The 14,023-nt window shown below is 75.0% G+C and carries 9 protein-coding genes and 2 pseudogenes; 8 read left to right on the forward strand and 3 right to left on the reverse strand.

The genetic code is table 11. The annotated features are described in order from the left end of the window. The first annotated feature begins 9 nt into the window (after window positions 1–9). A complete protein-coding gene (locus tag ACLWS4_RS17235) occupies window positions 10–1,533 on the forward strand; it encodes an APC family permease (protein ID WP_416874510.1) in 1,524 nt (507 codons plus the stop codon). Window positions 1,534–1,639: 106 nt separating this feature from the next. On the opposite strand, the gene ACLWS4_RS17240 is transcribed toward ACLWS4_RS17235, so the two are convergent. The 3 genes from ACLWS4_RS17240 to ACLWS4_RS17250 form a co-directional block, all read right to left on the reverse strand. Then, the gene (locus tag ACLWS4_RS17240; protein WP_416874554.1) at window positions 1,640–2,647 is read right to left on the reverse strand and encodes an MsnO8 family LLM class oxidoreductase; all 1,008 of its coding nucleotides are present in this window, start codon (window positions 2,645–2,647) and stop codon (window positions 1,640–1,642) included. Window positions 2,648–2,727: 80 nt separating this feature from the next. Further along, window positions 2,728–3,366 (reverse strand): DUF2269 domain-containing protein, encoded by a 639-nt coding sequence (locus ACLWS4_RS17245; protein ID WP_416874511.1) that lies wholly within the window; start codon window positions 3,364–3,366, stop codon window positions 2,728–2,730. Window positions 3,367–3,586: 220 nt separating this feature from the next. Next, window positions 3,587–4,777: a peptidoglycan-binding protein gene (locus tag ACLWS4_RS17250; RefSeq protein WP_049652047.1), complete on the reverse strand. Its 1,191-nt coding sequence runs from the start codon at window positions 4,775–4,777 to the stop codon at window positions 3,587–3,589. Between the two features lie 358 nt (window positions 4,778–5,135). Between ACLWS4_RS17250 and ACLWS4_RS17255 the strand changes: the two genes are divergently transcribed. From ACLWS4_RS17255 to ACLWS4_RS17285, 7 genes and pseudogenes are all read left to right on the forward strand, one after another. After that, on the forward strand, window positions 5,136–6,455 hold the full coding sequence (locus ACLWS4_RS17255) for a DUF6271 family protein (protein ID WP_387975693.1): 1,320 nt from the start codon (window positions 5,136–5,138) through the stop codon (window positions 6,453–6,455). Continuing rightward, complete coding sequence (locus ACLWS4_RS17260; protein ID WP_049652045.1) at window positions 6,455–6,952, forward strand: GNAT family N-acetyltransferase; 498 nt, start codon at window positions 6,455–6,457, stop codon at window positions 6,950–6,952. The genes ACLWS4_RS17255 and ACLWS4_RS17260 overlap by 1 nt, the downstream gene beginning before the upstream one ends. 143 nt (window positions 6,953–7,095) lie before the next feature. Then, entirely contained in the window at window positions 7,096–8,109 is a 1,014-nt protein-coding gene (gene adhP, locus ACLWS4_RS17265) for an alcohol dehydrogenase AdhP (RefSeq protein ID WP_074004513.1), read from the forward strand. A gap of 182 nt (window positions 8,110–8,291) precedes the next feature. Beyond that, a complete protein-coding gene (locus ACLWS4_RS17270) occupies window positions 8,292–9,320 on the forward strand; it encodes a hypothetical protein (protein ID WP_416874512.1) in 1,029 nt (342 codons plus the stop codon). Between the two features lie 243 nt (window positions 9,321–9,563). After that, a pseudogene (locus ACLWS4_RS17275) lies at window positions 9,564–11,171 on the forward strand (AMP-binding protein); the annotation flags it as partial. Window positions 11,172–11,246: 75 nt separating this feature from the next. Beyond that, window positions 11,247–11,591 (forward strand): annotated as a pseudogene (locus tag ACLWS4_RS17280) (acyl-CoA thioesterase); the annotation flags it as partial. Further along, complete coding sequence (locus ACLWS4_RS17285) at window positions 11,588–13,978, forward strand: FAD-dependent monooxygenase (RefSeq protein WP_416874513.1); 2,391 nt, start codon at window positions 11,588–11,590, stop codon at window positions 13,976–13,978. The pseudogene ACLWS4_RS17280 and the gene ACLWS4_RS17285, both read left to right, overlap by 4 nt. Window positions 13,979–14,023 lie beyond the last annotated feature (45 nt).

Below are 14,023 nucleotides of genomic sequence, written 5' to 3' on the forward strand. Positions count from 1 at the left end.
AGCTCCCCCATGACCCTGCCCTCCGACGCGGCCTCCCCCGCCGCACTCCGTCCCCCCGACCCCGGCGCCCCTTCCGCTCCCACCTCCGCCGGCACCCCCGGCACCCCCGGCGGGCTGGAGCGCGGGGTGCTCGGCACCGGCGACATCGTCTTCTTCGTCGTGGCCGCCGCCGCGCCGCTGACCGTGATGGCCGGCGTGGCGCCGTTCGCCATCTCCTTCGGCGGCATCGGCGCGCCGGTCGCCTACCTGGCCACCGGCGTGGTGCTGGCGCTCTTCGCGGTCGGCTTCACCACCATGACCGCGCACATCCGCAACGCCGGCGCCTTCTACGCCTACGTCACCCGCGGCCTCGGCCGGGCGGCCGGGCTGGGCGCGGCACTGCTCGCGGTGCTCTCGTACAACGCGATCCAGATCGGCATGTTCGGCGCCTTCGGGTTCTTCGCCCACACCACGGCCGAGGACCTGCTCGGGCTGGACCTGCCCTGGCCGGTCTGGGCGCTGCTCGGGGTCGCGGTGGTCTGGTTCCTCGGCTTCCGCTCGATAGACCTCGGGGCCAAGGTGCTCGGGGCGCTGCTGATCGCCGAGACCGGCATCCTGCTGGTGCTCGCGGTGGCGGTGCTGGTCAAGGGCGGGGCGCACGGGCTGAGCCTGTCCTCGTTCGCCCCGGAGCACGTGTTCTCCGGCGGGATGGGCGGGGTGCTCGGCCTCTCCTTCGCCGCCTTCATCGGCTTCGAGGCGACCGCGATCTACCGTGAGGAGGCCCGGCAGCCGCAGCGGACCGTGCCGCGCGCGACCTACGCCGCGATCGTCTTCCTCGGCCTCTTCTACACCTTCGTCACCTGGATGATCGTGCAGGCCTTCGGCGACACCGGGGCCGTCGCGACCGCCACCGCCGACCCGGCCGGGATGTTCTTCACCGCGATGACCGACTACGTCGGCGGCTGGGCGACGGACGTGCAGCGGGTGCTGATCGTCACCAGCCTGCTCGCGGCGCTGCTCGCCTTCCACAACACCATCACCCGGTACGGCTACGCGCTGGCCACCGAGCAGGCCGCCCCGGCCGTGCTGGGCCGGGTCCACCCGCGGCACGGTTCGCCGTGGATCGGCGGCATCGTGCAGTCGGTGGTGGCGGCGGTGGCCGTCGGGGTGGCCGCGCTGATCGGGGCGGACCCGTACAACCAGTTCTTCCTCTGGGCGAACTCCCCCGGGGTGGTCGGCATCCTGGTGCTCCAGGCGCTGGCCGGTCTGGCCGTGTTCGCCTTCTTCCGCCGCAACCGGGCGGCCGCCGCGAGCGCCGGGGCGTTCCGTACGGTCGTGGCGCCGCTGGCCGCCACCGTGCTGCTGTGCGGGGCCACCGCGCTGGTGGTGTGGCGGCTCGACCTGTTCACCGGCGCCGGCCCGGAGGTCAACTGGCCGCTGGTCGCGATCGTGCCGGTGGTGTTCCTGACCGGCGTCGGGATCGCCCTGCGGCTGCGGGCCAGACGGCCGGAGGTGTACGCGCGGCTCGGGACGACCGAGGTCGACGCGGGCTGAGCGGTAGCGCCGGGCAGCGGGGGGGAAGCAGCGAGCGCCGGACAGCCGACGCGGCCCGGCCCGGTGACGGCTCCGCCTCCTCCGGGCCCGTTCAGGCCCGGCCCGCTCAGGCCCGGCCGACGGCCTCGGCGAGGAGCCGGTAGGAGTCCAGCAGCGCGGCGCGGTCGTAGGTACTGGTGGTGACCAGGAACTCGTCCGCCCCGCTGCGCTCCACCAGCGCCAGCAGCGCGGCGGCGGCCTGCTCCGGGGTGCCCGCGATGTGCCCCTTGAGCGACTGCTCGTACGCGGCCCGCTCCCGGACGGTCATCTCCCGGGCGAGGATCTCCGCCGCCGGGGCCAGGGGCGGGAACTCGCCGTGGGTACGGGAGTACGCGCCGGACCAGGCCTCCGGGACGAGCAGCTCGCGCGCCCGCTCGGCCGTCTCGGCGACCGCCACCGTGCCCGAGACCACCACGTACGGCTCGGCGGCGTGCGCCGAGGGGCGGAACCGGTCGCGGTAGCGGTCGATCGCCGCGAGCATCCGGTCCTCCCCGTGCGGGGCGGCGATCACCAGCGGCAGCCCGGCGTCGGCGGCCAGGTCGGCGCCCGCACCGGTAGCCAGGACGAAGGCCGGGACGTGCAGGCCCTCGGCCGGCCGGGCGTGGACTCCGCGGTGCGCCTGCTGCGAGCCGTCGAAGTAGCCGAGCAGTTCGGCCAGCTGGGCACCGAACTCGTCCGCTGCGCCCTTCTCGCGCCCGAGCGCCCGCCGGACACCGTCGGTGAAGCCCACCGAGCGCCCGAGCCCCATGTCGATCCGCCCTGGGAACAGCGCGGCCAGCACCCCGAACTGCTCGGCCACCACCAGCGGCTGATGGTTGGGCAGCATCACCCCGCCGGTGCCGACCCGGATCCGGGAGGTGGCCGCCGCCACCGCCGCGGCGAGCACGGTGGGCGCCGACCCGGCCACCCCCGGCACGCCGTGGTGCTCGGAGACCCAGAACCGGTGGTAGCCGAGCCGCTCCGCCTCGCGGGCGAAGGCCACCGTGTCCCGCAGTGCCCGGGCCGTCTCCTCACCCTGTCTGGTCCGGGAGCGGTCGAGCACGGAGATCCTGGTCGTGGGCGCGGCGCTGGTCACGTCGGTGCACAACGCCCTCCCTCCGCGCGGGCATTCCCCGGGCGGCCCCGGGCCGGGGCCGGCGGCCGTCGGCCGGCCGGTCAGGCGCCCGCCCCGGGTATTCGGCCCCGGCGGGCGTCCGCGTCCACGGCCCCGGCACCGGCCTTGGTCTTCCGGCGGCCCCAGGGCTTGTACACCGACAGGACCACGGTGAACAGGTAGAGCGACAGCGCCACCGCCGGGACGATCACCGTGTTGTACCGGACGAAGCCGAGGTCCGCCGCCGTGATCGGGCCGGTCGGGTGCGCGTCCACCACCCGCACCGCGTCGTGCAGCCGGTCGCTGAGCGCGAAGACGGAGGCCGCCATCGCCCCCAGCGTCAGCCAGAACTTGGTACTCACCCAGTAGTACCGGAACAGCCCCCAGGAGGTGCCGAGCCCGAGCGCCACCCCGCTCAGGAAGGTGAGCAGGCTCAGCGGCAGGATCAGCACGTCGCCGAGCAGGCCCATCGCCCGGTAGGCGGTGCGCAGCCGGTCGGCGTCGCCGCCACCCACGGCCGTCAGCGCCGTCACCGCCAGGGTGAGCAGGCAGAGCATCAGCGCCAGCCAGCTCACCGAGGCGGTGATGTGCAGGACGACCAGGCGTTTGCGCGCCGCCGGTGTCAGGCGGCGGCCCGCGGACCGCCGCCAGACACCGGACGCCGGTTCGGACGCCGTGACGGCGCCGGTGGGCGAGCGCACGGGGTACCTCCTTCGAGTCGGGGCCACGAGGACGGCCCCAGGCTCTCCCGTCAGATCCTCATCGGGCATCTGACGGTGGAAGTAACCTCGCCTACTCCCCGGCGAGTACACGCACCGGGCGACAGCCGGAGCGCTCCTCCCCGAGGAGCAGCACGGAACAGCGGGGAGCAGCCGGAGACAGCGGGAAACAGCCCCGACCGCGGTTCCCCCGGAGCCGGCCTCAGTCGGTCACCGCGAACCCCTGCGCCGCGCCCAGCTGCTGCAGCGAGGCCTGGCCGGGGATCCCGTCCGCCGCCCCCGCCTGGTACCCGCAGCGCCGCTGCCAGGCCGCGTACGCGGAGACCGTCCGGGTGCCGAACGAGCCGTCCACCCACCGCTGGTCGAGCAGCCCCTCGTCCGCGAGCGCCTGCTCCACGATGGCCACCTCGGACCCGTACGTCAGGTGCCCCTGGGCTGCCCCCGGGTCGGTCCCGGCGGCCGCGACCACGTGGGACACCGAGACCGTCCGCTGCCCGGGCAGGTAGCCGAGCAGCCGGCGCAGCGAGCTCTCCCCCGGGACGCCGTCCGCCGCCTGCCCGGCGTAGCCCAGACTCCCCTGGTAGTCCGCGTAGTTCTCGGTGTCCGCGTCCGTCCAGTTCGGGCCGGGGCCGGAGCGGTAGTGGTCGCCGAAGCCGTGCGCGACCAGCGCCCGCCCGACCACCGTCACCTGGTAGCCCTGGGCGCCGTAGCCGTACGGCAGGCCGTTGATGCTGACCTGGTAGCGGGCGGTCGTGACCGGGGGCACCGGCTGCTGCTGGGGCGGGATGCCCGGGGAGCCGGGCCCGGCCGTGAGGTCGGGCCAGGAGCCGGGGTCGGTGTGGTCGTTGTACGGCACGTGGGCGTGCGCGTACCAGCCGCCGAGGGCCTCCCAGGTCCGCTCGTCGCGGTGGCCGGAGAAGTCGGTCGGCCGGCCCATCGGCCAGATGTCGGGCACGCCCCAGGAGGAGATCCAGGCGTGGATCCGGTCCCAGCCCGCGCACGGGGTGTCGACCAGGCGCGGGTAGACGGCGCCCTGGTAGCGGCAGTAGGGGAAGAACACCGCCTCGATCTGGATCACCACCCGCCCGGCCCGGTTGGTGCGGGTGGGGCTCTGGCTGGGGCTGAGCAGGCTCTTCGAGCGGGAGTCGGCCGGGAACAGCTGCGCCGTGCGGCCGCTGAACGGGTCCCAGACCAGGTGCGGCGCGTCGCCGGCGCCGCTGCCGGTGAAGTAGCCGACCAGGTCCTCGTAGGAGCACCAGTCCTGCGGCGCGGCGGCGGTCGCGTTGCGGTCCCAGGTGATGTGGGCGATGGCCTTCGGCGGGTACTGCTGATCGGTCGGCGCGTGGTCGCCGAGGTCGTGGATCTCGGCACCGGGCAGCCACAGTTCGGGCATCGTGGGCTCCTCCGAACGGCGTGAGGGCATCACCTCCGGTATCGGCAGGCAGGGCTCACGGATTGACCCCGACGGCGCAAAACCCCGGCAATGAACCCCCCGTACCCGTCCGGCCGTTCGACTCAGCGAGGGCTCTTCGTCCTCACGTGCGATTCGGGCGCCCGTGCGGGGACGGCCGGTCGCACGGAAGGGGGCGCATTCCACCCCGTCGGGGCGCCGCTGTCAATCGTTGACTTCACAAGTGGTCTAGTCCACGGTGGTCCGGCAGACCGGCCCGAGCCGCCGTCCGGGATCCCCCTGTGCGCTCAACTGGCAATCACTGCACCGAATCTGACGATCCGATGGAGAAACCCGCACCATGCAAAGAGTCTGCCTCGCCCTGCCCACCATGCGGTCCTGCCCCGACACCATCGCGGAACTCGCCGAGGAGGCGGCCTACGCCGTCGCGACCTTCGGGGTCGAGGTGCACCTGCTCGTCCTCGACACCACCGACGCCGTCGCCTTCGCGGAGAACGCGGGCGCCGTGGCCGCGCTGGAGCCCACCCCCGGCGTGGTCGTCCACCACCTCGGCGAGGCGCGGCAGCGGGAGTTCCTGCGCCGGGTGGCCGAGCGCTCCGGCGCCGCCGACCCCGAACTGCTGCTCGACATGATGCTGCCGCCGGCCGTCGCGTACGGCTCCTGCGTCAACCGGCTCTTCCTCGGCGCGGCCGCCCTGGGCTGCACCTCGGCGCACCTGCGCAACGACGACGCCGACTTCCAGGTCGTCGACGGCCGGAAGGTCTTCCCGATCCACCACGAGCTGCTCTCGATCGGCCGGCCGGCCGGCGAGGCGGCGGCCGTCGTGTCCCGCTCCGAGCTCGACCCGGCCGACGCCGACAAGCCGGTGATGCTGGTCAGCGGCTCCTTCATCGGCGAACTCAACGTGGACATCAGCGAGATCCACGAGCTGGACCCGGCCGTCTACCGCGAGGTGGTGCGCCTGTGGACCCCGCCGGTGTGGTCGCAGGAGGAGCAGGACGCGATGGTGGACGTCTCCTTCAAGGGCGCCGGCTCCGAGCCGTTCACCACCGACGAGTCCGTCCTCGGCGTGCCCGACATCTGGGACGTCTACATGTGCAACATCGCCCTGGACCACCGGGCCTACGAGGTGCTGCCGCTGCTGCCCTCGATCGAGACGATCGGCAGCGACTACGCCCTGCTGCACGCCATGGTCCACTCCCGGCTGCCCGGCGTCGTCCACAACCGCCACATCGTCAACTACTACACGCCCGAGCGCCGCACCGGCTCCGGCTTCGTCAACTACCAGCTGCGGTTCGTCAAGTTCCTGCTCTCGATGCTGTACCTGTACCCGGTCTACGGCGGCATGATCGACCTCGGCCGCGGGCTGCTGGACGAGCGGCACGGGCTGAAGGTCGAGCCGCTCCTCGACCTGGTGCGCGGCAGCGTCGACTGGGACCGGGCCGGGAACGAGCACTGCCTGGACGTCCTGGACCGCTCCTACCGCAAGCTGGGCGGCAAGTACGCCGAGCTCGCGGACGTGGTGGCCGAGCGGCGGCAGCAGCTGCTGGACGAGGCGCGGGCGGACGCCGAGCGCTGGGCGGTGCTGGTGGAGGCCTGGGCGGCACTGGTGGCCGCCTCCCGCGCGGAGGGGCTCGGCGCCTCGGAGGTTCCGGCCTAGTGGGCGAGGACCTCCGGATCCGGCTCCTGGCCGACGGCGACTGGGACGCCGTGGTCGCGCTGGAGTACGACGCCTACGCGGCCGACGGCCTGTCGGAGGGCCGGGAGGCGCTGCAGTCCCGCGCCCTCGGCTCGCCGGAGACCTGCTTCGTGCTGGAGCAGGGCGGCACGGTCCGCGGCTACCTGCTGAGCCTGCCGTACCCGCCGCTGCGCTGCCCGGACCTCGCCCGGGCGGAGGACGCGGTGCACGAGTCGGGCAACCTGCACGTGCACGACCTGGTGATCGCCGAGGACCTGCGCGGCCGGGAGGTCGCGCTGGGGTTCATCCGGCACTTCCGGGAGCGGGCGGAGGAGCTGGGCTTCGAGCGGATCTCGATGGTCGCGGTGCGCGGGGCGGACATCCTGCTGCGGCTGCTCGGCTACCGCGCGCACCGGGAGGTGGCGGTCCCCGCGTCCTACGGGCGGCGCGCCGTCTACATGTCGATGCCGGTGCGCTGACCTGCGGGGATACCTGGACCCATGCCCACTCTTCTGGCCTAGTCCGGACGGCGAAGATCACCCCATCGGGTGAAGCTGGTGGCGGCTGCGCCCGCGCGCGCGGCCGCCGGCAGCACCCGTCCGTACGCCCGAGGGAGAAGCGCATGAAGGCCGCCGTCGTCCACGACTTCACCGCACCGCTGGCCGTCGAGGACCGCCCCCTACCGAAGCCCGCCGCGCACCAGGTCCGGGTCCGGATCGAGGCCTCCGGCCTCTGCCACACCGACATCCACGCCGCCCACGGCGACTGGCCGGTCAAGCCCAGCCCGCCGTTCGTCCCCGGGCACGAGGGCGTCGGCATCGTCGAGGCGGCCGGCGACCAGGTCCGGCACGTCCGGGTGGGCGAACGGGTCGCCATCCCCTGGCTCGCGGACGCCTGCGGGCGCTGCGACCACTGCGTCTCCGGCTGGGAGACGCTCTGCCTCCAGCAGCACAACAGCGGCTACTCGGTGGACGGCGCCTACGCGGAGTACGCGCTCGCGCACGGCGACTACGTCGTCCCCGTCCCGGACGGCATCGACCCGCTGGACGCCGCCCCGCTGTCCTGCGCGGGCGTCACCACCTACAAGGCGCTCAAGGTCTCTGACGCCCGGCCCGGCACCCGGGTGCTGGTCTCCGGCATCGGCGGACTCGGCCACCTGGCCCTCCAGTATGCCCGGATCTTCGGCGCCGAGACCATCGCCGTCGACGTCACCGACGACAAGCTCGCCCTGGCCCGCGAGCTCGGCGCCGACCACGTCCTGGACGCCCGCACCCAGGACGTCGCGGCCGAGGTCCAGGCCCTGGGCGGCGCCCACGCCTCGATCGCCCTCGCCGTCAGCAACGCCTCCTTCCAGGCGGCCTACGGCGCCCTGCGCCGCGGCGGCACCCTCGTCCTGGTCGCCCTCCCGGCCGAGGGCAGGCTCGAACTCCCGGTCTTCGAGACGGTGCTGAACGGCACCAAGGTGATCGGCTCGATCGTCGGCACCCGCGAGGACCTCGCCGAGGTCTTCCGCCTGCACGCCCTCGGCCGCACCCGGGTGATCCGCGAGACCCGCCGGCTGGAGGACGTGAACGCCTGCTTCGACGAGGTCCTGAGCGGCAAGGTCTCCGCCCGCCTGGTCTTCGACCTGCGCTGACACCCCCACTCACCCCCGTCCACGGCGCGGGTCGGCCGACGGGCCGCGCCCGGCTACGTCCGGATCGCGTCTCAGTCGCGTCTCCGTTCGGTTCGGCATGGGTACGAACCGGGCCCCGGTCCGGGATCGTGGGGGCAACCACTCGTGCGGCAAGGGGAGTTGCCATGGGGGACGGCCGGGGCTTGGCACCGGATGCGGTGGCGGCACTGCTGGGCGACGGGCCGCACCGGGCGGTGGCGGAGGTCGTCCGGGCGCGGTTGCGGACGGTGCCGGAGGGGGCCCGGGCGCTGACGGCGGCGGAGGCGAGCCCGGGGGACGCGCGGGCACGGGCGCTGCTGACCGCCGCCGTCGACCACCTGCTGGCCGCGGACCCGGCGTTCGCGCGGTACCTCGCCACCACCGGGCTCGGGAAGCCGGCCGACCCGCCGACCGTCCAGCTGCGGAGCGAGCCCGGCACCGTGCAACTGCGGGTCGGACCGCCGTCCACGCCGCCGCCGGCGAACCCGGCCACCGTCCAGCTGCGGCTCGACCCGGGGGCCGCCCGCGCCCGGACGCTCGCCGCCCGGCGGAGCGGCACCGGCATCGTGGTGGCGCTCGCCCTGGTGCTGATCGCCGCGCTGGTCGCGATCGGCATCCACCTGGGCTCGCGTCCGCTGCTGAAGCCGGGCGGGCCCGGACTGGCGCACGCCGCACCGCCGCTGGGCGACCCGGCGCTGGTCCGGGCGGTGCTGCCCGACGCACGGGCGCTGCCGGGCGGCTGGCAGGTGCGGCGGGAGCCGACGGCGGGGACCGCCCGGGGCGGCGGGCTGCCGTGCCTGCTCCCGGACTCCTGCGACCTTCAACTCGCCTCCGCCACCGTGACCTTCGGTTCGGCCTCGGCGCAGACCGTGGAGTTCGGCGTGGCCTCCTTCGCCTCCCCCGAGGCCGCCGCCCGCGCCTTCGACCACACGCTCGACCGGACGGCCGGCACCGACCCGGCGGCGGCCGTCCCGCGGATCGGCGACCAGAGCGCCGTCCGCGTCCAGGGCTCCTCGTCGGCGGTGGCACTGGCCAGGGTCGGCAGCGTGCTGCTCGTCGTGCGCGAGGAGGGGTCGGGCGACCAGCTCACCGGGCCCGCGTTCACCGGCCTCGCCGAGCTGGTCGCCGAGCGTGCCCGGCAGGCGCAGGAGGGCCGCACGCCCGATGCCGCCGCGGACGGCGCGAGCAGCTGACGGTCCGGTCCCGTCGAGGCGGTCCGGGACCGCCGGCTGCCGGCCGTCCCGGACCGCGGACCCGAGCGGGGAGCCCGGCGGGGAGCCGGGCGACAACGGGGACCAGGAGCCAGGGAGCACCGGAGGCGCCGGGGAGAGCGCCACCAGGGCCGTCGCCCGAATGCGTGTATCGCTCTCTTGACTGGCGTCACTGAAGCGCCATACTGGGCCTCACTCCCCGCTCGCACAACGAGGTGCCCGCCCATGGAGCTCTCACCCTCGGCGCACGTGGACACGTTCTGTCGAGACCACCTCCCGCCCTTCGAGCAGTGGCCCGAACTCCTCTTTGAACTCCCGGAGTTGGCCTACCCCGACCGCCTGAACTGCGCCGCCGCCCTACTCGACGACACCATCGAACGCCTCGGCCCGGACCGCCGCTGCCTGCTCACCCCCACCGGGAGCTGGACCTACGGCGAACTGCGCGGCCACACCGACCGGATCGCCCGCCTGCTGACCGAGGACCTCGGCCTCGTCCCCGGCAACCGGGTCCTGCTGCGCGGTCCCAACACCCCCTGGCTGGCCGCCTGTTGGCTCGGCATCCTGAAGGCCGGCGGGGTGGCCGTCACCACCATGCCACTGCTGCGCGCCGCCGAGCTGACCGAGCTCACCGGCATCGCCCGGCCCGCCCTCGCCCTGTGCGACCACCGCTTCCTGGACGAGCTGGACCGGGCCCGGACCCCCGGGCTGCGCGTCCTGCCCTACGGCGGCCCCGGCCCCGAGGACCTCACCGCCCGCTGCGCCGCCAAGCCCGCCGGCTTCCCCGCCGTCCCGACCGCCGCCGACGACGTCGCGCTGATCGCCTTCACCTCGGGCACCACCGGCCGCCCCAAGGCCACCCTGCACTTCCACCGCGACGTGCTCGCCATCGCCGACACCTTCTCCCGCCACCTGCTCCACCCCACCCCCGAGGACCTCTTCACCGGCACCCCGCCGCTCGGCTTCACCTTCGGCCTCGGCGGCCTGCTGGTCTTCCCGCTGCGCGCGGGCGCCGCCGGCCTGCTGCTGGAGCAGGCCACCCCCGAGCAGCTCGCCGAACAGGTCCGCCGGCACCGGGTGAGCGTCCTGTTCACCGCGCCGACCGCCTACCGGGCGATCCTGGCCGCCGGGCTGGCCGACCGGCTGGCCGGGGTGCGGCACTGCGTCTCGGCGGGCGAGCCGCTGCCCGCCGCCGTCTGGCAGGCCTTCCACACGGCCACCGGACAGCGGCTGATCGACGGCATCGGCGCCACCGAGCTGCTGCACGTGTTCGTCTCGGCCGCCGGCCGGGACATCCGCCCCGGCTCCACCGGCCGGCCCGTCCCCGGCTTCCGGGCCGCGGTCCTGGACGGGCAGGGCCGCCCGGTGCCGGACGGCGAGCCCGGGATGCTCGCCGTCAAGGGCCCGACCGGCTGCCGCTACCTGGACGACGAGCGCCAGCTGGACTACGTCCGCGGCGGCTGGAACCTCACCGGTGACACCTACGTCCGGGACCGCGACGGCTACTTCTGGTTCCGGGCCCGCAACGACGACATGATCGTCTCCTCCGGCTACAACATCGCCGGGCCCGAGGTGGAACAGGCGCTCGCCGCCCACCCCGACGTGGCCGACTGCGCGGTGGTCGGCGCACCGGACGAGCGGCGCGGCGCGGTGGTCAAGGCGTACGTGGTGCTGCGCGCGGGCGTACCGGCCGGGCCCGAGACGGCCCACGCGCTCCAGGAGCACGTCAAGCGCGCCATCGCGCCCTACAAGTACCCGCGGGCGGTCGAGTTCGTGCCCGAGCTGCCGCGCACCGCGACCGGCAAGCTGCACCGCGCCGAGCTGCGCCGACGGGCCGCGCTGACCCCGGCCAGCGTCACCGTCGAGCGCCGGGTGGAGTGGTCCGACACCGACGCCGCCGGGCACTACCACTTCTCCGCCGTGCAGCGCTGGGCCGAGGCGGCGGAGGCGGCCCTGCTGCGCCGGCTCGGGCTCGCCGAGCTGTTCGGGCGGATACCCCGGGTGCACTTCGAGGCCGACTACCGCGAACGGCTCTGGTTCGGCGACCTCGTCCGCACCGAACTGCGGGTCGTCCGGGTCGGCGGCTCCTCCCTGCACTACGCCTTCGAGGTGCACGGCCCGCACGGGCTGGCCGCGAGCGGGCGGATGTCGGTGGTGCACGCCGCGCCGCAGGACGGGGGCTCCCAGCCGTGGCCCGCGCAGGTCCGCCGCACGCTGGCCGAGGCGGGGCCGCAGCGGCCCGAGGTGCTCGCATGAGCACGGCACCGGACCGCGCGGGCCGACCGGACGCGGCTCCGCGGGCGGTGCGCCGGATCGCGGTGATCGGCGCCGGCCCCGGCGGGCTCTACTTCGCCGCCCTGGCCAAGCAGCTGGCACCCGACCGGGACATCACCGTCTTCGAACGGGACGGCCGGGACGACGAGTTCGGCTTCGGCGTGGTCTTCTCCGACGAGACCCTGGACGGCATCGCCCGGGCCGACCCGCTCGTCTTCGCCGCGATCAGCGCCGAGTTCGCCCGCTGGAGCGACATCGACATCCGCTACGCGGGCGAGGTCCGCACCAGCGGCGGCCACGGCTTCGCCGCCCTGGACCGCAACCGGCTGCGCGCCGTCCTCCGACAGCGCTGCGCCGAGCTGGCGGTGGACGTGCGCTACCGCACCCCGGCCCCGCCCGTCGACCGACTGTCCGCCGAGTACGACCTGGTGGTGGCCGCCGACGGCATCCGCTCCGGCACCCGGGCCGCCCACCCCGAGAGCTTCCGCCCCGACCTGGACGAACGCCACTGCCGCTACATGTGGCTCGCCACCGACAAGGTCTTCGAGGCCTTCACCTTCATCATCGAGCGGTACGACTTCGGTGTCCTCCAGGTGCACGCCTACCCGTACAGCGCCACCCGCTCGACCTTCATCGTCGAGGCGGCCGCGGACGCCTGGCACCGCGCCGGCTTCGAGGCCCTGGCCGCACGGGAGTCGGCGCGCGGAGAGAGCGACCTGGCGAGCGTGCGGCGCTGCGCCGAGCTGCTCGCCGGGCACCTGGACGGCCACCGGCTGATCCCCAACGCCTCCCGCTGGATCCGCTTCACCACGGTCCGGAACGCGAGCTGGCGCCACCGCAACGTGGTCCTGCTCGGCGACGCCGCGCACTCCGCGCACTTCTCGATCGGCTCCGGCACCAAGCTCGCCCTGGAGGACGCCCTCGCCCTGGCCGCCGCACTGAGCGAACAGCCCGCCCTGGACGCGGCGTTGGCCGGGTACGAGGCCGAGCGGCGCCCGGTGGTGGAGTCCACCCAGCGCGCCGCGCAGGCCAGCCTGGAATGGTTCGAGACCATCGGGCGGCGCACCGGGCAGGGGATCGACCGGTTCGCCTTCAACCTGCTCACCCGCAGCCGGCGGGTCACCTACGGCAACCTGCGGGCCCGCGACCCCGCCTTCGTGGACGCCGTGGACACCGCCTTCGGCGGCTCGCCCGGGGTGCCGCCGATGTTCCGGCCGCTGAAACTGGGCGCGCTGGAACTGCGCAACCGCGTCGTGGTGCCCCCGCTCGCCACCTTCACCTCCCCCGACGCGCTGCCCAGCGGCTTCGACCGCGCCCAGCTGACCGGCCACGCGCTCGGCGGCGCGGGGCTGGTGATCGCCGGGATGACCGCGGTCAGCCCCGAGGGCCGGGCCACCGACCGCTGCCCGGGCCTGTGGGCCGACCACCAGGAGGCCGCCTGGCGCCGACTCGTCGACGCCGTACGGGCGGTGAGCGACACCCCGCTCGGCATCCAGCTCACCCACGCCGGCCGCCGGGGCGCGACCGCCGCCCCCGGACCGGACGGCGTCGGGCGCCCGCTCGCCGAGGGCTGGCCGCTGATCGCCCCCTCGGCCCTCCCCTGGGACACCGGCAGCCCGGTGCCGCACGAGGCGAACGACATCCAACTGACCGCCGTCACCGCGGACTTCGCGGCCGCCGCCGAGCGGGCCGCCCGGGCCGGCTTCGACGTGCTGGAGCTCCAGTTCGGCCACGGCCACCTGCTCTCCTCCTTCCTCTCCCCGCTCACCAACCGCCGCACCGACCGCTACGGCGGTCCGCTCGCCCACCGGCTGCGGCTGCCACTGGAGGTGCTGACGGCGGTGCGCGCCGTCTGGCCGGCCGGGCGGCCGCTGGTGGTGCGGATCTCGGCTTGCGACTGGGCGCCCGGCGGCACCACCGAGGAGGAGGCCGTGGCGATCGGCCGCGCGCTCGCCGGGGCCGGGGCGGACGCGCTGGACGTCTCCACCGGCGAGGTGGTGGCGCACCAGCGGCCGCCGTACGGGCGCGGCTACCAGACGCCGTTCGCCGAACTGGTCCGCGCCGCCACCGGCCTGCCGACCATCGCGGTCGGCGCCATCTCCGGGTTCGACGACGCGGACTCCGTCCTGCTGGCCGGCCGGGCCGACCTGGTCGCGGTCGGCCGCGCCCACCTGTACGACCCGCTCTGGACGCTGCACGCCGCCGCCGAGCGGAACCACACCGGGCCGGGCGCCCGCTGGCCCGAACCCTGGCGGGCCGGCAGCCGGAAGCCGCCCGGGCCGAACGCCGACCGGGTCGCCCCGCGCCTGCACCTGCTGCGCGAGCCGCCCCCGCCCGTCCACCGCCGCTGGTCACCGGACCTTCCGTGAGCGGCCCCCGAGCCCCTCGAGAGGCCGTCGCGTTCCCCACCGCAG

The organism is Kitasatospora sp. SC0581 (genome assembly GCF_048159585.1).
In the GTDB taxonomy this organism is placed as follows: domain Bacteria; phylum Actinomycetota; class Actinomycetes; order Streptomycetales; family Streptomycetaceae; genus Kitasatospora.